The 18068-nt window shown below is 38.3% G+C and carries 15 protein-coding genes and 1 other RNA gene; 13 read left to right on the top strand and 3 right to left on the bottom strand.

What is annotated here, in order from left to right:
- Positions 1-382 precede the first annotated feature (382 nt).
- From COMX_RS05110 to COMX_RS05100, 3 genes are all read left to right on the top strand, one after another.
- Positions 383-1501 carry a D-alanyl-D-alanine carboxypeptidase family protein gene (locus tag COMX_RS05110; RefSeq protein ID WP_371827969.1) on the top strand — a complete coding sequence of 373 codons (1119 nt, stop codon included), beginning with the start codon at positions 383-385 and terminating at the stop codon, positions 1499-1501.
- A 113-nt stretch (positions 1502-1614) separates the two neighbouring features.
- Positions 1615-2403 (top strand): type I methionyl aminopeptidase, encoded by a 789-nt coding sequence (gene map, locus COMX_RS05105; RefSeq protein WP_034337728.1) that lies wholly within the window; start codon positions 1615-1617, stop codon positions 2401-2403.
- A gap of 11 nt (positions 2404-2414) precedes the next feature.
- On the top strand, positions 2415-3335 hold the full coding sequence (locus COMX_RS05100; protein ID WP_034337725.1) for a glycosyltransferase family 2 protein: 921 nt from the start codon (positions 2415-2417) through the stop codon (positions 3333-3335).
- A 311-nt stretch (positions 3336-3646) separates the two neighbouring features.
- Here the strand turns inward: COMX_RS05100 and COMX_RS05090 are convergent, their stop codons facing one another.
- The gene (locus COMX_RS05090) at positions 3647-3928 is read right to left on the bottom strand and encodes a hypothetical protein (protein WP_034337720.1); all 282 of its coding nucleotides are present in this window, start codon (positions 3926-3928) and stop codon (positions 3647-3649) included.
- A gap of 184 nt (positions 3929-4112) precedes the next feature.
- Between COMX_RS05090 and COMX_RS05085 the strand changes: the two genes are divergently transcribed.
- From COMX_RS05085 to recR, 6 genes are all read left to right on the top strand, one after another.
- Positions 4113-5768, top strand: coding sequence for a dihydroxyacetone kinase subunit DhaK (locus COMX_RS05085; RefSeq protein WP_034337718.1), 1656 nt, complete (start codon positions 4113-4115; stop codon positions 5766-5768).
- 387 nt (positions 5769-6155) lie between these two features.
- A complete protein-coding gene (gene ggt, locus COMX_RS05080; protein WP_034337714.1) occupies positions 6156-7961 on the top strand; it encodes a gamma-glutamyltransferase in 1806 nt (601 codons plus the stop codon).
- 63 nt (positions 7962-8024) lie between these two features.
- An RNA gene (gene ffs / locus COMX_RS10875) (signal recognition particle sRNA small type) lies at positions 8025-8119 on the top strand.
- A gap of 82 nt (positions 8120-8201) precedes the next feature.
- Positions 8202-10142 (top strand): DNA polymerase III subunit gamma/tau, encoded by a 1941-nt coding sequence (locus COMX_RS05075; RefSeq protein ID WP_034337711.1) that lies wholly within the window; start codon positions 8202-8204, stop codon positions 10140-10142.
- Between the two features lie 26 nt (positions 10143-10168).
- On the top strand, positions 10169-10492 hold the full coding sequence (locus COMX_RS05070) for a YbaB/EbfC family nucleoid-associated protein (RefSeq protein WP_034337708.1): 324 nt from the start codon (positions 10169-10171) through the stop codon (positions 10490-10492).
- Positions 10493-10545: 53 nt separating this feature from the next.
- Complete coding sequence (gene recR / locus COMX_RS05065; RefSeq protein WP_034337705.1) at positions 10546-11139, top strand: recombination mediator RecR; 594 nt, start codon at positions 10546-10548, stop codon at positions 11137-11139.
- Here recR and COMX_RS05060 read toward each other — a convergent pair.
- Positions 11136-11921, bottom strand: a complete 786-nt coding sequence (locus tag COMX_RS05060) for a DUF1460 domain-containing protein (RefSeq protein ID WP_051461886.1) — start codon at positions 11919-11921, stop codon at positions 11136-11138. The genes recR and COMX_RS05060 overlap by 4 nt on opposite strands.
- Positions 11922-12125: 204 nt before the next feature.
- Here COMX_RS05060 and COMX_RS11015 point away from each other — a divergent pair, with 204 nt between their 5' ends.
- From COMX_RS11015 to COMX_RS05045, 4 genes are all read left to right on the top strand, one after another.
- Positions 12126-12293 (top strand): AtzG-like protein, encoded by a 168-nt coding sequence (locus tag COMX_RS11015; RefSeq protein WP_152534157.1) that lies wholly within the window; start codon positions 12126-12128, stop codon positions 12291-12293.
- A gap of 5 nt (positions 12294-12298) precedes the next feature.
- A complete protein-coding gene (locus tag COMX_RS05055; RefSeq protein ID WP_034339019.1) occupies positions 12299-13651 on the top strand; it encodes an AtzE family amidohydrolase in 1353 nt (450 codons plus the stop codon).
- A gap of 27 nt (positions 13652-13678) precedes the next feature.
- Positions 13679-14131 carry a hydroxyisourate hydrolase gene (uraH, locus tag COMX_RS05050; protein WP_235176763.1) on the top strand — a complete coding sequence of 151 codons (453 nt, stop codon included), beginning with the start codon at positions 13679-13681 and terminating at the stop codon, positions 14129-14131.
- Positions 14132-14237: 106 nt separating this feature from the next.
- Positions 14238-15737 (top strand): PepSY-associated TM helix domain-containing protein, encoded by a 1500-nt coding sequence (locus COMX_RS05045; RefSeq protein ID WP_034337702.1) that lies wholly within the window; start codon positions 14238-14240, stop codon positions 15735-15737.
- A gap of 50 nt (positions 15738-15787) precedes the next feature.
- On the opposite strand, the gene COMX_RS05040 is transcribed toward COMX_RS05045, so the two are convergent.
- A complete protein-coding gene (locus COMX_RS05040) occupies positions 15788-17977 on the bottom strand; it encodes a TonB-dependent siderophore receptor (protein ID WP_034337700.1) in 2190 nt (729 codons plus the stop codon).
- Positions 17978-18068 lie beyond the last annotated feature (91 nt).

The raw sequence follows: 18068 nt of genomic DNA, 5'->3' as shown, positions 1-18068 counted from the left end.
AGTGATAAATTTTCAGGAAAAAAATAAAATTGAACCAAACTTTACAAAATTATAAAAAAAAAAGAAACATATCTTTTTTTAAACATGCAAAAGCTTATTCATTATTGAATTCCAAGCATATCTATTTTATTTGGCTTTAAAGTTTATTTTTTTGATTATAATTTCTTGATAATATACTTTAATTATATGTAGTATCTGATTGTATTTTATAATTTTTATTATATTTTGGATTGATAGGATGGAACGAAAATGATAGAGTTAATTGGTTAAAATTACATAGATTAAGTTCGTATAGCGTTGACATTAAATAGTGCGTTACGTGGTATCCGTTACGAAGAAAAATATTAATCTCTGATTATTGGGGCAGCATTAGGGGAGCAAAGTGACAAGATATATTTCTCATCATAAGAAAGACGTTCTATCAAAGACACGGCTTTTAATGGCAAACTCACTATTGAAAATAAAGAGGAAGAAAACAGCAGGTTTCGTTGCGTGTTCTGTGTGGTTATGCTCTTTTATTTTGTCCCCGATGGTGCATGCACAATATGTAGGTCGAATTAGTACAATCGTTACGGATCTTAATGGAAGTGTTCTTTCTAAAGATGATGCTGATTTACAACGTTATCCTGCCAGTTTAACCAAAATGATGACGTTATATATGACCTTTCGTGCTTTGCATGCCAATGCGATTTCCTTAGATCAACGTATTCCTGTATCTATTCGTGCTGCTTCTATGGAGCCTTCTAAGTTAGGGCTAAGAGCGGGATCTACGATTACCATCAGAGAGGCCGTTTTAGGTCTCGTAACGAAATCAGCGAATGATGCGGCTTGTGCTCTGGGTGAATTTATTGGTGGAGGGGATGAAACCCGTTTTGCCCAGATGATGACCCAACAGGCCAGAGTGATTGGAATGAGTCGCTCAACATTCCGTAATGCTTCTGGTTTGCCCAATCCTGATCAAGTTACAACAGCAAGAGATATGGCGACTTTGGCGCGTCATCTAGTTTTAGACTATCCTGAATATTATCCTTTTTTTAAAGTTCCCTCTTATAACTTCAGAGGACGTAATATTCCCAATCATGACCCTTTGATCAAGGGTTATGCGGGTGCAGATGGTTTAAAGACAGGATATACAGCTGCTGCAGGGCATAATTTGGTGGGTTCCGCTGTCCAAGGAAACGTCAGGTTATTTGGTGTTGTGATGGGAGCATCAAGTAATGGTCAACGTAATACGATTATGATGAATGCGCTTGATAGCGGATTTGTTAAAAACGGTGTCTCGCCTGCCGAAAGACCCTTATTTTTAGCAAGAGCCAGTAAACGTGTAAAATCAAGGGGGCGCTCTAAAGTGATCCTTGCAAAGGCCAGTCGTTCTTCTAAAGTGCGAATTGTCGAAGTCGCACAAGCATCAAGTAGGTCAAAGAAAGCTACCGTTTCTAAGGTATCGACAAGCCGTGCTGTAAATAGCAAAACGACAGCAGCCAAACATAAAAAAAGATAATTTTTTTAATTAAAATATAAAAAAATCTATAAAGAATAAGTTTACGTTACCCAACTAATATGTATTATTAGTTGGGTATTATATTTTATAGCTTGCTTATATTGGAGACTTTGATGGCTGATAGACGGATGGTATATTATACTCAAGAGGATTTCGTTGGTTTAAGGGCGGCGGGACGTTTGGCTGCTGAAACCTTGGATATGATTGCTCCTTTTATTAAGGAAGGGGTTACAACGGAAGAGTTAAACCAAATTATTCATGATTACACGATTGAACACGGGGCTATACCAGCACCATTGAATTATAGAGGGTTTCCTAAATCTTGTTGTATTTCAATTAATCATGTTGTTTGTCATGGTATTCCAGGTGATCGTCGTTTAATGAATGGGGATATCCTCAATATCGATGTGACGCCAATATTAGATGGTTGGTATGGTGATAGCAGCCGTATGTATGTTGTGGGTAAGATATCTCGTTTAGCACAAAGATTAATTGATGTGACGTATGAATCTTTGGTTCGTGCAATTAACGAGGTTAAACCTGGAAATACTCTGGGTGATATCGGGTATGTTATTCAAGAATATGCCGAGGCTCAACGTTTCTCTGTAGTAAGAGATTTCTGTGGTCATGGTATTGGACGTGTTTTCCACCAAGAGCCTAATGTTTTGCATTATGGTAAAAGAGGACATGGACTAGAGTTAAAACCTGGTATGGTTTTTACAATTGAACCCATGTTGAATGTTGGAAAACCTGATGTGAAAATATTAGATGATGAATGGACGGCGGTTACACGTGATCGTTCTTTGAGTGCACAATTTGAACATATGATGGGTGTGACTGAGGATGGATGTGAGGTCTTTACGTACTCACCCAAAGGGTTAAATCAGCCCCCTTACGAGTAATAGGGATATAAATGGGTATTCCAAGTGAAAATTTTCATAATAAATCTCGTCAAGTATTTGATGAACTTAGAAATAGTGAGTTGTGGCAAGTAAGGGATGACGTTTATATCCCTACATTGCAACATGCTGTATTGGTTATGTTGGTTAAAAATGTAGAAGATATTATCGGAATTAATCTTCGTCATCATTATACATTAGGTTTTCGTAAATTTTTTATCTTGAATAATAACAGTAATGATACAACTGCCAGTATTATCAAATCGTTTAAATATGATCATAAAGATGCCAGTGTTTTTTATAGTACAGATTTTTTAGAAGGGCATTACCAGCAGACGAAAACTGAGGCAATGGCACGTTTTGCTGAATTTTATCTTAGAGAAGAGGGGGTTCCATCTTGGATATTTCCTATTGATGCGGATGAGTTTATTACGTGTTGCACTAAGGAAACAGATCAAGCTATTGAGAATTTTACGAAATATTTGATGGATCCTCATGCTCAAGTTTTTGTTTTTAATTGGGCACAATCCGCTTTGTTTTCAAAAGAAAGAAATGAGCTTACTACTTTTGAGCAAACTTTGTCGCAAACAGAGTTCGTCGTATGGAAAAAAATGAAGCCATGTGTTACGAAATCAGCCTATAGAACGGGTCACAATATGTCTCCAACCATGGGTAATCATTTTGTCAATGCTTATCAAGGCACGGATGAGGGGTTACGTTCTATGGTTGATATTGGTTTTTGTATGTTACATTTCCCGTTTCGTTCTTTAGATCAGTTTCGTTTAAAAATTACTGATGGAATGAGGGCGCTTGCACTTACCAACTATGATCAATCCATTGGGCATCATTGGCGTGCTTATTTTGCAGACTATCAGGAAAAAGGAGATAGTGCGTTAAAATGGTATCTTGATGAGCATATACGTCAATGTTTATAGTGCAGTAGAGTAACTAATTTATAATTTTGCAGCAGCTTTAAATATACATTCTTTCATTATTTGTGACGGATAATTTTTGCTTGTATCTTGTTTTTGTAAGCATTGTTCGAAAGATTGTTGAGTTTGTCGAGTTAAGTTTAATGTTGCTGCATCCCATATATATTTCTGAAATAGATTTTTTTTAGGATCAAAGTAGTGATTTTGGTAATATGTTATGCATAAATAAATTAAAACAATACTGAGCAAAGATATAATGATCCAATAAGATCCTACAAAAACACGATTGGTTATATGAATTATTTCAGATAAATTCATTGGATCCTATATGTACATTTTTTAACAGCTTCGAAATAAGTAAAAACTTTCGCTGTTTTGATACAATGATCAAATTGTTGTTGCACAATCGTTTGCCGATTAAAATCGATACGTAGAGAAGATGCATAGGCAATAATTGGGATGAATTCTTCATAATATCGGCTACTATCGTCAAAAGCGGTCATTAAAGCAAGCCTATAACAAGCAAAGCATAAACCAACTATCAGTAAAAGTCGTAATGTCCATTGCAATGTGATTTTCCAAGCGTTATGGAGCATATTTGCTTACTTTTTTTGTTACAAAAGAACAAATATTATCTCCTTTTTTTTTAAAGAATCAAGGGAATAACAAGTAAAATTATATTTTTTCACAGAATCTTGAATAGTGTCTTGTCATGCCCATTTGCCTTGGTGCATAGTAGAAACAGTTATTTGAATAATTTTTAAAATTTAAGGATGGATCATGTCAAATTTCTTTTTTAATGATCGTACAGCTCTTGTAAATGATGCGATAGAAGGTGCTTTGGTTACAGCACCCCATAAAAACCTTGCTAAACTTGATACAGACCCTTCAATGCGGGTTGTCGTGCGTAAAGATTGGGATAAAAAAAAGGTAGCGGTTGTTTCAGGAGGAGGTGCAGGACACGAGCCAGCACATCTGGGTTTCGTTGGAAAAGGAATGTTAACGGCTGCTGTTTGTGGTGATTTATTTGCATCCCCTAGCGTTGACGCTGTATTAACTGCAATTATTGCAGTGACTGGTGAAGCTGGTTGTTTATTAATTATTAAAAATTATACAGGCGATCGTTTAAATTTTGGGCTTGCTGCTGAAAAAGCAAAACATCTGGGATATAAAGTGGAAATGGTCATCGTTCGTGATGATATTTCTTTACCTGACAATAAACAACCTCGTGGTATTGCGGGAACAGTGTTTATTCATAAAATGGCTGGTTATGCAGCAGAAGCAGGCTATTCTTTGGCTGAAGTCAAAGAATTCGTTGATCATGCAAATAAACAAGTGTTCAGTATCGGTGCTGCAATGTCTGGGTGTCATTTACCTCAAGCACAAAGTGATGCACAACGTATTCCAGAAGGTTCTATTGAACTTGGGTTGGGTATTCACGGAGAGCCTGGCGCCAGCACAGTTGCAACCCAAAATAGCCGCGAAGTTATTGAGCTAATGCTATCAAAGCTTACTCCTCATGTTACAGGTAAAGATCGTGTTGCAGTGATGGTTAATAATCTTGGTGGTGTGTCTGCATTAGAAATGGGGATTTTAACCAAAGAACTCTATCACAGTGCCATTGCTTCAAAAATCTCTTGGATTGTTGGGCCAGCTTTAATCGTGACAGCTTTGGATATGAAGGGTTTGTCATTAACTCTTTTAGCACTTGATGAAAAAATTGAAAAAGCTTTAACAGCGCCTACAGAAGCTCCAGCTTGGATTAAAGCTGTACAACCTGAAAAAATGTCTGTTATTTCTTTGGAAGCAGTTGAAACCAAAGTCCAATATACACCCTCTGATGACAAAGTTTCTGGTAAGATCGTCGATGTGGTTACTCAGACATTAAGCGAGCTTGAAGACGAGCTTAATGCCCTTGATGCTAAAGTAGGTGATGGTGATACAGGGGCAACCTTTGCAGCGGGTGCGCGTGGTATTGCAGCATTATTAAAAGCTCAAGATTTACCATTGGCTGATCAATCTAAGTTATGTTTGGTTATTGGTGAACGTTTGGCTGTGGTTATGGGTGGTTCTAGCGGTGTTCTGATGTCAATTTTCTTTACTGGCACAGGACAAAAGTTGGCAGAAGGTCAGTCTCTGGTTGATGGTTTATTGTTCGGGTTAAAACAAATGAAGCATTATGGTGGTGCTGATTTAGGTGACAGAACTATGATTGATGCATTACAACCTGCACTAGAGGCTCTAAAACAAAGTAACAGCTTGGATGATGCGGCCAAAGCTGCAAATAATGGAGCAGAAGGCACCGCAAAATCCACCAAAGCGAATGCAGGACGTTCGTCTTATTTAAACAGTGACAGCTTGGCTGGCAATCCTGATCCTGGAGCGGTGGCTGTGGCAAAAGTATTTGCAGCATTGCTTAAAGCAGGTATTGTTTAATAATTAACCTGAAAAACTAATGTTTTGAGTAAATAAAAAAAACCGTATTCCAGCTAAGGATTACGGTTTTTTTATTGATAGAGTCTGATGTTACTTATGAACTGTTTTTAATTAAAGAATTATGTAAGAATTTCATTCTTGCTAAGACTGATTGAGTGTCTTCAATTTCTGAATTTTCAAATTAATACAAAATATAAATAAGGCGATAACATAGTATAGTCATATATTACTGAATAGTGATGTTATTGGGGCAATGCCACCATACAATTCATTAGATTTGAATTGTGTAACTCTGGACAGAGCAATAAAAAATAGAATAGTATTTTTGAAATATATTGAATGAACACATAACAAGAAAGAATTGCCGTGAGAACGATTTCTCCCCGAATGAAACTAAATGTTTTAAAATCCACCTTTGGAGCATTATTGCTCTCCAGTAGTTGTTTTTCTGTTCCTGCTTTTGCACAAGCGGGTAATGGGGCTGATGCGTTGGCATTCGGTGGAACACCAGCGGTAACGGTGTCAACACAACCCGTTGCGGCATATAATGGGATGGTTGTTTCTGCCAGTGATTTGGCTGCCAAAGTTGGCGCACAAGTGTTAAAAGATGGTGGAAATGCTGCGGATGCTGCGGTTGCGGTGGCTTATGCAATGGCGGTGACGTATCCTGCGGCGGGGAATATTGGTGGGGGTGGGTTTTTAACCATACGTTTGCCCAATGGTCAGGCTCATTTTGTTGATTTCCGCGAAAAAGCCCCTAGCGCTGCGACTGAAACAATGTATCAAGACAAAGATGGCAAAGTTGTTCCGAACGCATCTGTTCTGGGTTGGAAAGCGGTCGGTGTTCCTGGAACAGTGGCAGGTATGGAACTGGTTCGTGAAAAATGGGGCAGTAAAACCAGAGCAGATTTGATCGCCCCTGCGATTAAACTTGCCAAAGATGGGTATGTTCTAACCAAAGAAGATATTGAGTTATTTTCAACCTCTACTTCTGACTTTGCTAAGAACCCAGAAGCTGCAAAGATTTTCTTAAAAGCAGATGGGTCTCCTTGGAAAGTTGGCGATGTGTTCCGTCAAGAAGATTTGGCAAGAACGCTGACTTTAATTGCGAAAAAAGGGAATGACGCATTTTACAAAGGCAAAATTGCCAAACAAATTGTTGCTGCCAGTGTGAAACATGGGGGTATTTTGCAAATGAAAGATTTTGAAACGTACCAACCGCGCATCATGCAACCTTTAACGTGTTCTTATCGAGGATATGTGATTGATACGGCACCGCCTCCAAGTGGTGGTGGGGTGGCATTATGTGAAATGCTGAATATCATTGGTGGGTATGATATGCGCAAGCTGGGATTGCAAACATTACCAGCAGCCCAAAGAGAAATCGAAGCCATGCGTCGTGCGTATTCTGATCGTCGAGATTTAGGGGACCCTGCGTTTGTGCAAAATAATATCGAACGTTTTTTAAATCCACAATATGCAGCGGATGTTCGTAAAACTTTAAATTTCAAATATGCAGTTGATTCTGCCGCTTTGGTTCCAGGACAAGTGGCGTTGGCTAAAACTATAAAAGCTGGCGTTCAACAAACGCATGAAAAGAATGAAACCACGCATTTCTCTATTATTGATAAAGACGGCATGGCAGTTTCAATGACCTATACTTTAAATGGTTGGTTTGGTGCGCGCGTGGTTGCGGGGTCAACAGGAATCGTTATGAATGATGAAATGGATGATTTTGCAACCGCAGCAGGTCAAGCCAATATGTATGGAATTGTAGGAAGCAAAGCCAATGCGATTGTTCCAGGAAAAACGCCTTTATCCTCAATGACTCCAACCATTGTTTCTAAGGATAATCAACCATTCATGGTTATTGGAAGTCCTGGTGGGTCTCGTATTCCGACAATTGTTTTATCTGTGTTGACAGGGGTGATTGATTATAATTTAAATATTCAACAAGCAATTAATTTACCGCGTATCCATCAACAATGGGAGCCTGTTCCTGTGCAGTTAGAATTTAATGCATTAAGTCCCAAAGTTCGTGAAGAGCTAAAGAAAAAAGGATATCCTTTGGATTTATACTCTACATGGGGGATTGCAGAGGGCATTGTTGTTGGTAAAGATAAAGATGGAAAACGTATTTATTATGGAGGTACGGACTATCGTCATTCTGGCGGTGCCGCTGTGGGTGAATAATTTTTCATAAAATGAAAAAAAAGACTTGTCATCTACCCACCCTTTTGTGCTAGAAGAGGGGTGGGAAGTCATGAGTGGACGAATACCTTGTGAACTCGGTCAGGTCCGGAAGGAAGCAGCCATTGCGAGTATCATTCGGGTCATTTGTGGCTTGCCACCTTACATTCATCGTTAAAGGTAAGGATGCAGGTTTTTAAAATCTATACCTGCCTTTGTTATTTTATTTCCTGGAATGAGTTTATGACAGATCTTCCGGACGAGAATTTTCCTTTACCTAACGAAACACTAGCTGCTGGTTTATTTGAAGATTTACCCAAATCAACGCCAAAAGTTGAGAAATCTTATCGCGTACTGGCACGTAAATATCGTCCCCAAAATTTCGATGATTTAATTGGCCAAGAAGCCTTGGTGCGCACGATGCGCAATGCATTTGCCATGGGACGTGTGGCGCATGCATTTATGTTGACGGGGGTGCGCGGTGTTGGAAAAACAACGACGGCTCGTATTATCGCACGCGCATTAAACTGTGTTGGTGAGGATGGTCAAGGTGGCCCGACGGCTGATCCTTGTGGGGTTTGCCCTAATTGTAAAGCAATTTTAGCAGATCGTCATCCTGATGTATTAGAAATTGATGCTGCCTCTCATACAGGGGTAGATGATGTGAGAGAGATCATTGAGGGGTCTCGTTTCCGTCCGTTACAAGCACGGATGAAAGTATATATTATCGACGAAGTCCATATGTTATCTCGTAATGCGTTCAATGCATTGCTAAAAACGTTGGAAGAACCTCCAGAACAAGTTACTTTTATTTTCGCCACGACGGAAATCCGTAAAGTCCCCGTTACGGTATTATCACGTTGCCAGCGCTTTGATTTGCGCCGTGTACCCCAAGAGCAATTACAAGATCATTTTGCTAAATTAGCCGAGTTAGAGCACGTATCGATTGCCCTAGAAGCAATTAATTTAATTGCCAGAGCTGCCGATGGATCGGTAAGAGACGGGTTGTCTTTGCTTGATCAAGCCATCGCTCAAAGATATGGTCAAGAAGGTGCTGGACTAATTGAGGCATCCACTGTTTCAGAAATGTTGGGTTTTGCTGATCGTGCATTGGTGTTTGATTTGTTCAAAGCAATGATGGGGGGCAAGCCTGATAAAGTTTTAGAGCTTACCGATCAAGCTTATGCCACTGGTGCTGATTTAGGGGTGTTATTAACAGATTTGTTGGATTTAGTGCATTTGCTTTCTCGGATGAAAGCGGTGCCTACGTTACAAAAGAGTGCTGAACTTTCTGAATTAGAACGCGTTCAAGGTGGGGAGTTAGCAGATAAACTTTCTGTGCCGGTTTTGGGGCGTACGTGGCAAATGCTTTTAAAGGGCACAAATGAAGTGGATATGGCACCTAACCGTAAGGCTGCGGTAGAAATGGTGCTTATTCGTTTATGTTATGTTTCTGATCTTCCGTCTCCTGATGAGTTGATCAAGCAAATGAAGAATGGGGGAGGTAGCCCACAAGGAAATAATAATAAACCTCATATATCTTCATCGTCTTCTTCTGGCTCAACAGCCTCGTCGCCTGTGCAAGGAGATGGAGACACATTTTTATATGCAGTAGGGCAAAATAGTTCTGTATCTTCTGGATATCCTCAGGCGGATGTTATGCAGGCCGTGGGCGTTCCTGCGGTTCAAGAAGTGGAAACTTTACCAGAAAAAATCACTTGGCAGAGTTGGCGAGAAGTTGTTGTTTTTGTCAAAGAAAAACAAGAGCGTTTACTCCATGCGCATTTGCGTAATTTAGTACATTTAGTAAAATTTGCGCCACCTACGATCGAAATTCGAGTAGAGGATAAAGCGCCAAACAATTTGGCACAGCAACTTTCCAAGTTACTTAATACCTATTCAAATCAACGTTGGACGATTGTTCTGTCTCAACATCAAGGGGAACCCTCTTTGATGGAGCAAGAATCTTTACAAGCCGAGGCGGATTTAAAAGAGGTTGGGCAAGACCCATTTATATTAGGGATTCTGGAAATATTTCCAGGGGCACGACTTGGAAAGCTTGTCAATCCTCAACTAGATGAGTATGGTTTATTTCCAGAAAACATCCCATCAATGGAAGATGACGAGGGGGCAATGCGTTTTGATGACGAAGATATTCCCCCTTATGATCCTGATGAATATTAATTTTTAACTCATGGAGTGTATAAACTATGAAAAACTTTGCTAATCTTATGAAGCAAGCCTCGCAAATGCAAAGCAAAATGAATGAAATGCAAGAAAAGCTGGCTTTGATTACAGTAGAAGGTGTTTCTGGTGCTGGCATGGTGACGGTTGAATTGGCAGGTAAAGGGGAAATGAAATCGATTAAAATTGATCCTAAACTTGCTGATGCGAATGAAATGGAAATATTGCAAGATTTAATCGTTGCTGCTTATACCGAAGCGCGTCGTCGTTTAGATGAGAAAACCAAAGAAGAAATGCAAAAAGTAACTGGTGGAATGAATCTTCCAGAGGGGTTAAATTTACCCTTTTAATTGATTATATATTGCTGGATTATAGATCAGTAATATTATCAAAGGACAGAATAATGGGTGGCCCTGAAATAGAACGATTAATTGCGTTACTAAGCAAATTGCCAGGATTGGGGCCACGCTCTGCTCGCAGGGCAACACTTGCTTTATTAAAGCAGCCGCAATCTCGTATGTTGCCATTGGCTCAGGCATTACAACATGCAGCCGATCATGTTAAAATCTGTTCAGAATGTGGAAATCTTGATAGTTCAGATCCTTGTGTAATTTGTAGTAATCCAGATCGAAATGACGAGCAAATCTGTATTGTTGAAACGGTCGGTGATTTATGGGCATTGGAAAAGACATCGATCTTTAAAGGACGCTATCAAGTTTTGGGTGGGTCTTTGTCTCCATTATCAGGTATCGGACCAGAAGATTTAAATATTACCCCATTATTGCATCGCCTTGAGAAGCTTGAAGTTAAAGAAATTATTCTAGCTTTGGGAGCGACAGTAGATGGGGTGACGACCATGCACTGGTTGTATGATCAACTGTTACCTTATGGAGTAAAGATCACGCGGGTTAGCCAAGGCATTCCTATGGGTGGATCTTTGGAAGTTATGGACGAGGGAACGTTGACCGCGGCGATGACAACAAGACGATCTGTTTAGTTTTGTTGTGTGCGCAAAACCATAATTCCAGGTTTATTTTTTATATATTCTAAAAAAGGACTATCAACGACTTTTCTATTTTTTTTCAAAGAGGAAGCATTGCGGAAATATACTTGGTTGCCTTTTTTAATTAAAATACCTACATGGGATGCATCAAGCCCTACTTGATTAGTATAAATTCCGATAAAGTCCCCTGTTTTTAATTTACTAATCACTGCTTCATTGACATAGCTGCTTGGGATGTAATTGATATTTCTGGGGATGGCTCCAATCCCTGCCAGATATTCTGTGCCATCAGGTTTTTCATTAAGGCGTTTAAATACAGTAATACTGTTAGGGCTGATTTTTTTTGTTATTTCTTCAGCATTTTTAGGGGCGATATAATACCAGTCAGAAAAGAAATGTTTACGATTATAAAAATTGATGGTTCCATCAATATATCGCACTCTGATAAGGTTCTCAATAAAAGCATCAACGTTATTTGATAGAGATAATGCCAATACATAATCAATAAAAGTAAAGCAATCTACAGCATTTAAATTAACGACCATTTTTTCAGGCTGGGTTGAAGAGCCAATTAAGGTATCACTTTGATAAGGCGTGTTCAGAAATTGTTTTGAAATTTCTTCGATAGAATGTGATTTATTTTGTAAAACAGTATTGATTTCTTGTTGGGATTTATCATCAAGATAATAATGATAAGCAGCTTTGGCATCAGGTAAAGAGATACAAAAGCTATATAAAGCAAAAGATAAAAGCGTAATTTTTTTGGAAATAATCATGATGTTTCTGCTTTAGAATTAATTTAGCTATAATTGTATTATCTTCTTCTGGGATTAGGCATAAAGTAAAGAAAAAATTAAATAAAAATATCAACTTTTTGTGCATAATAGATTTTATCAAAGATAATTCTGTATCAATAGAAAAAACTTGTTAGGATTATTTAATTCATTAAAGTTTATATAAATAAAGGGGGTTTGTAAAAAATGAAGGATGATCTTTTATATCATGCACTAGAGCAACTCTCTGAAAGTATTTTATTATCTATTCCCGAGCCGTGCAAAGAAGGTGTCTTAAAAAACACGAAAATATTGCACGATTATAGTCAGCTTATTCATCAATTTAAAATTCCTGAAATTAAAGAGAATGGGTGAACGGAATGCGTTCTGTAAAAGACATTGCCAACTCTATTCGTTTGGGACGCGCTTCTGCACAACAAACTATATCTCATTATTTGCAAATTATTCGGCAATATGATCCACCAATAAATAGTGTAACGCGTATTTTGGATGAACGTGCGTTAAAAGCGGCAGAGCGGATCGATCTTCTTATTGCCACAGGTCAAGATCCAGGGCCTTTGGCAGGGGTTCCTTTTGCGGTCAAAGATCTTTTTGATGTGCAAGATGAGGTAACCACTGCGGGTTCAAAGATTTTATCAAAAAAATCATGTGCCAACCAAGATGCTGAGGTTATTCAACGATTATGTAAAGCGGGTGCTATTCCTGTGGCGACGTTAAATATGGACGAATTCGCTTATGGGTTTGTTACTGACAATGTTCATCATGGTATGACATATAATCCTCATGATTTATCGCGCTTTGCAGGAGGGTCATCGGGAGGATCTGCTGCCTCCGTTGGTGGAGGGATTATTCCGTTCTCTTTGGGATCTGATACGAATGGATCTATTCGAGTGCCTGCATCTTTGTGCGGTGTATGGGGCATAAGGCCAACTTTTGGTCTTATGCCGATGCAAGGGGTTTATCCTTTTGCTAAAAGCTTTGATACTATTGGTCCTTTTTGCCAAACGGTTGAGGATTTAAAGCTTGTTTTTAATGTGATGGCAGGGGTTGAGGATAACGCTTCTATTTTACCATCTGTTTCTGATTTGCAGATTGCACAAGTAGGGGGCTGGTTTGAAAGAGATGTTGAGCAGGATATTTTAAAAACTATTCAAGAAATTATGCATCTTTTTGGTCAGCAAAAAAAAATTGAAATTCCCTATATAGAGCAAGTGCGCACAGCATCCTATTTAATGACTGCTTCCGAAGGCGGAAATCTACACTTACCCATGCTCAGAACACAGCCTTTGGATTATGATCCTGCAACCCGAGACCGTTTGATGGCAGGGGCGATGTTACCTGTTGCCTCATATTTGCAAGCACAAAAAGTTAAAACATGGTTTCAAAATTATCTGGCCGAGATCTTTAAGGAATATGATCTGCTGATTGCGCCAGCAGTAGGGGCTGCAGCACCACTTATTGATAATCCTATTGTGTATGTCGATGGACAGCCAGTTCCTGCCAGAGTGCATTTGGGGATTTATACTCAACCCTTTAGTATGAGTAAATGTCCTGTTTTATCAATACCTTTTCAAAGAAAAGGAAAGCCACCAGTTGGTCTGCAACTGATTGCACAACCTTATCAAGAAAAGCTATTATTTGCTGTAGGTTCAGTATTAGAGCAAAATGGATTGGCAAAAGCATCTATTATTCACCGTGATGCTATTACATAAGTATTTTTTAAAGAAAGGAAAATCTAAATGGAGATGAAACGTCGACATTTTCTTAGTGGTATAGGGGGCTCTTTGATTGTTCCCGCTGCTAATGCAGCAGAACCCGTTGCTCGGAATAAAGTAAATTCATACAAGGTAACTTTATCCACTCATATTTTGGATATGGTTTCAGGAAAACCTGCGCCGAATGTTAAAGTAAATTTATATCAAGAAACAACGCTTTTATTTGAGGGTCAAACCAATCAGGATGGGCGCTGCGTGATTTTACCTCGTCATCAAGAGAAACTGGCAGCAGGATATTATCAACTGGCTTTTTATGTTGTAGAGTATTTTAAACGGCAACATTACGCAGTTACCGATCCTGCTTTTTTAAATATTGTGCGAATAGACTTTGGAATTGCTGAAAACCCTGCTTCAGATCATTATCATGTGCCTTTATTGCTTTCTCCTTATGGATTTTCAACATATAAAGGCAGCTGAATATAGATCGATTGAAATTAAGATAGTAATATATACAAATTGAATTTCTGGTTAAATATTCTATAGTGTTATTCATTCTTATTCTCATAAACCAGAAAAACTTCTTATGATTAAAAAAATACTGTTTATCTTAACATTTATCCATCGTTGGGGCGGTTTAATTGGAGGATGGTTTTGTTTTTTTTTGGTGATAACAGGTACGATTTCAATTTTTGACCAAGAAATTTCACAATGGATGCAGCCAGAATTGGCAAATTACAAGCCAACACAAATAGTGTCAGAAACGGGGTTACAAAGTGCTTATAATGTCTGGCAAGAAAATGCGCGCAAGAACCAATTTAGTTTTGTAATTTTACCTTCTGAACGATATCCATTTTTACAAGTGCTGAACAGTCACGGTAAATTATTAAGCTGGCAGAATATCGAACCAACTACTGGAGAGGTTATAAAATCTCCCTCTACTGTAGGAGGATATTTTTTTGATAGTTTACATAATAATCTTTTAATGGGTCGTCCAGCGGGTGATATAGCGATTATTACTTTATCTATATTGTTTTTTCTTTTTATTCTCAGCGGCTTTATAATTCATCTGCAGCATTTGTGGAAAGAGTTTTTTAAAATCAGACCTAAAGCATCCGCACTACGTTTTGTTTTAGATATTCATTTGGGAATAGGGGTTTTCTTTTTACCGTTTTTACTCATGATGGTTATTAGTGGCTTTTTATTTTATGCACCCAATTATATTTCATTCTTTAATCCATCCACCAATCATTATCACTCAGAAACTTTGAAAGATGTTTCTGCTACCCATGATCTTCCAGCACAGAATTTATATTCTTTGGTGCAAAAGGCACAAACTTCTTTTCACTCTATGCCAGGGTTTATATTAATTACCTCAAAGCAAATCCGTGTGGTGCAAAGTGATGTGGATCAATTGGCAATTATGCGTAATTATATCGAGTTTGATAGAGCCACAGATCAAGTTTCTCGTAATATTAATCAATCCTCAGATGGACGATATTTCCTTAATTTAATGTTTGGACTACATTTGGCGCGCACAGGGGGAGATGTGTTGAGGTGTATTTATTTTATAGCTGGGGTTGGGTCTGCGGCATTAATTGCGACGGGATTATTATTCTTTTCGAATAAACGCCGCCATTATAATACAAAGCACGTCTCTGCAAAATTGTTGATGTTCTATAAGTTAACTGATGGGTTGCATGTCGGGGTTATAATGGGTGCTTTAATGGCGTTATTATCAGTATTTTGGGTGAATATGCTTGTGCCTAAACATATTATTGATAAACCGTTTTGGGAAGTGACAATCTTTTTGTGTGTATTTATTTTATCGTTTATTCAAGGATTGTTTTATAGTTTTTATTTGACAGTGATGAAAGCATGGCAATATCAAATTGGATTATTTGCATGCTTATGTATTTTATTACCCGTTGCAAAAGCTATTTTATTCCCACAAATCCTGACGTCAATTTTTAATCAAAATGGTGTTTACACTGTGATGAGTATTACGTTTATCAGTATTGGTTTGATTTTTGGAATATTATATTTTTATTTGCAACGGAAAAATGTTTTTAAGCGAGTAGCGTAAAGAAACTTTTATCCAAGTTTGATAATATCTTGGATAAAAGTAAGCTAAAATTACCAGTTATAAGAAAGCTTTCCAATAACAGTTCTGCCTTGCCCGATGGCACAACCAAAAGACTGGCTGTAACAAGCAGTAAAGTAACGTTTGTTCGTTAGGTTTTGAAACGTAAGTTGAGCATCAAGCCCTTTTAAGGTTGGAAGTGTATCATCGAATTTATAATGTGCTTGCATATCTATCAAAGTATATGCAGCGGTTCTAAGGTAAGATGTATAATCCCCATTTGTATTGCCGTTATATCTGACACCAATAGCACCCCCTAGGTTTTTAAGTGTGCCAGACTGAATGGTGTAATCTCCCCAAAAGGAAAACATGTTTGCAGGGACTTGAGTTGGACGAAGACCGCTATATTGTCCTTCAGTAAATTTAACATTTTGGTGTGTATAAGCTAAGATTAAGTTTAACCCAGCAATTGGCGATGTATGGGCTTCCAATTCTAGACCTCGAGAACGCTGTTTTCCTGCTTGAATACTCCATGAAGCGTTTTCAGGATCTGGAGTTAAGACATTTGTTTGTTCTAGATTATAAATAGCTGCTGTAAAGAACCCATTGAAACCTTCGGGTTGATATTTAACCCCGAATTCATATTGTTCTCCTCGCGTAGGTTGGAACGGTTTTTGATCTTTTTGAGATACTTGATTAAGCGGTTGAAACGATTGTGAGTAGATGAAATAAGGAGAGATATTATGAGGTAAATTATAAAGGATACCTCCACGAAAGGTAAATGCCTGATCACTTTGTGTGAAGCTGTTTGATGGGCTAAGGTGATTTCTCGTATGAATAGTAGACCAATCATTACGAAATCCTAACTGCACGTGTAGGCGCTTATAACTCATATTGTCTTGTAAGAAAATAGCTTCTTGATTGGTTGTTGCACTCGTTTGAGTACTAATTGCAGGAATTTTAATCGGGGCTGAATAATTTGGGTGATATAAATTAAGAGGGGGGGCAGAGCCCCAACCATAGTCAAACCCATCACGTAGATTTTGCCAACTGACCCCTAATAATAAATCATGTTCAACAGGACCAGTATGAACGTTTCCATGTAATTGTTCTTCAATAGTCATCGTATCGAGATGTTCTTTGGAACCATTTGCTAGACGATACATATATTGACTTCCTGGGGAGTATCCAGCACTACTATTGCTAGCTCCACCTGTGCCATAAACTTGATTATAGTTGGTTCCAACATTGGTATAACGTCCTAGAGAACGAAATTGCCATTCTGGATTAAGTTGATAGATAAATTTATATCCTACGGAAGCTTGAGTACGATCATAATCTTCGAAATTTTTATCTCCTGAATAAAAATTAGAAGGAAAATGATATGGGCTGGATAAAACAGAGCCATAGGCAGGAAAGGTTTGATAGGATGTATCACTAGGATCAGCTTGGTAACGACCGTAAACTGTTAAGTTAATATCATCGGTGGGTTCCCAGTATAAGGATGGCTGGATTGCATAGCTTTCTGCTTTGGTATACCAATCCATTCCATCCTTTCTAAATCCAGTTCCAACAACGCGCCAAGAAAGATTATCAAGACCTTTGAACGTATCGCCCAAGTCAAAAGTGCCGCGGACATAATCATAATTTCCACCTTCAATGGATACATGACGAAAGCGTGATCCATTGGCAAATTTACTGGTTAAGGCTATAATGCCCCCTGGGCTACTTTGACCGTACACAACGGAAGATGGACCTTTGACGACTTCTATTTCTTGCAATAAGTAGACATCTACTTGTTGAGCGGCGTAATATTGCCCTTTGAACATTAATAGACCATCAAGATATTCGCTGGAATCAAAACCACGGATCGTCCCAAGATTATATCTGTTATTTGCACCACGTTGTTCCATAGCGACACCCGAACTGTAACGTAATGCTTGCCCTAGTGTTGTGGCATTTTGCATTTCCATTTGTGAAGCGGTCACCACGGATACTGATTCTGGTGTATAGATCAGAGGTGTATTCGTTTTAGTGGCTGCTGAAGATGACTTGACTACAATAGAGTTTTTCTGACCTCTTACGACAATTTGCTCATCATTTGATGATGAATCGTCAGATGCTTTTGTAGTATTTGTATTTTGTGTTGTTGATGAAGTTGTTTGTGCAAAACTTTGTTTTGGTAAAGAAAATAAGACAACACCAGAGGTAACTAATAATAAATAACGATACGTACAGGTCATGGGTTTGACAAACACTCTATATTAATAAATGATAATGATAATCGTTATCAGATAGTATATAAGAATACTCTTTTCAACCTAAATTTTTAAA

The sequence above is a fragment of the Commensalibacter papalotli (ex Servin-Garciduenas et al. 2014) genome, from assembly GCF_000527695.1.
GTDB lineage: Bacteria > Pseudomonadota > Alphaproteobacteria > Acetobacterales > Acetobacteraceae > Commensalibacter > Commensalibacter papalotli.
This window is presented reverse-complemented; position numbering and strand designations above follow the sequence as displayed.

What these genes read in the sequence shown, in the direction of transcription:
- COMX_RS05100 (WP_034337725.1), top strand. Translation starts at nt 2,415, where the DNA reads ATGGGTATTCCAAGTGAAAATTTTCATAATAAATCTCGTCAAGTATTT.
- map (WP_034337728.1), top strand. Translation starts at nt 1,615, where the DNA reads ATGGCTGATAGACGGATGGTATATTATACTCAAGAGGATTTCGTTGGT.
- recR (WP_034337705.1), top strand. Translation starts at nt 10,546, where the DNA reads ATGGGTGGCCCTGAAATAGAACGATTAATTGCGTTACTAAGCAAATTG.
- COMX_RS05040 (WP_034337700.1), bottom strand. Translation starts at nt 17,977, where the DNA reads ATGACCTGTACGTATCGTTATTTATTATTAGTTACCTCTGGTGTTGTC.
- COMX_RS05090 (WP_034337720.1), bottom strand. Translation starts at nt 3,928, where the DNA reads ATGCTCCATAACGCTTGGAAAATCACATTGCAATGGACATTACGACTT.
- COMX_RS05060 (WP_051461886.1), bottom strand. Translation starts at nt 11,921, where the DNA reads ATGATTATTTCCAAAAAAATTACGCTTTTATCTTTTGCTTTATATAGC.
- COMX_RS05085 (WP_034337718.1), top strand. Translation starts at nt 4,113, where the DNA reads ATGTCAAATTTCTTTTTTAATGATCGTACAGCTCTTGTAAATGATGCG.
- COMX_RS05075 (WP_034337711.1), top strand. Translation starts at nt 8,202, where the DNA reads ATGACAGATCTTCCGGACGAGAATTTTCCTTTACCTAACGAAACACTA.
- ggt (WP_034337714.1), top strand. Translation starts at nt 6,156, where the DNA reads ATGAAACTAAATGTTTTAAAATCCACCTTTGGAGCATTATTGCTCTCC.
- uraH (WP_235176763.1), top strand. Translation starts at nt 13,679, where the DNA reads ATGGAGATGAAACGTCGACATTTTCTTAGTGGTATAGGGGGCTCTTTG.
- COMX_RS05055 (WP_034339019.1), top strand. Translation starts at nt 12,299, where the DNA reads ATGCGTTCTGTAAAAGACATTGCCAACTCTATTCGTTTGGGACGCGCT.
- COMX_RS05070 (WP_034337708.1), top strand. Translation starts at nt 10,169, where the DNA reads ATGAAAAACTTTGCTAATCTTATGAAGCAAGCCTCGCAAATGCAAAGC.
- COMX_RS05045 (WP_034337702.1), top strand. Translation starts at nt 14,238, where the DNA reads ATGATTAAAAAAATACTGTTTATCTTAACATTTATCCATCGTTGGGGC.
- COMX_RS11015 (WP_152534157.1), top strand. Translation starts at nt 12,126, where the DNA reads ATGAAGGATGATCTTTTATATCATGCACTAGAGCAACTCTCTGAAAGT.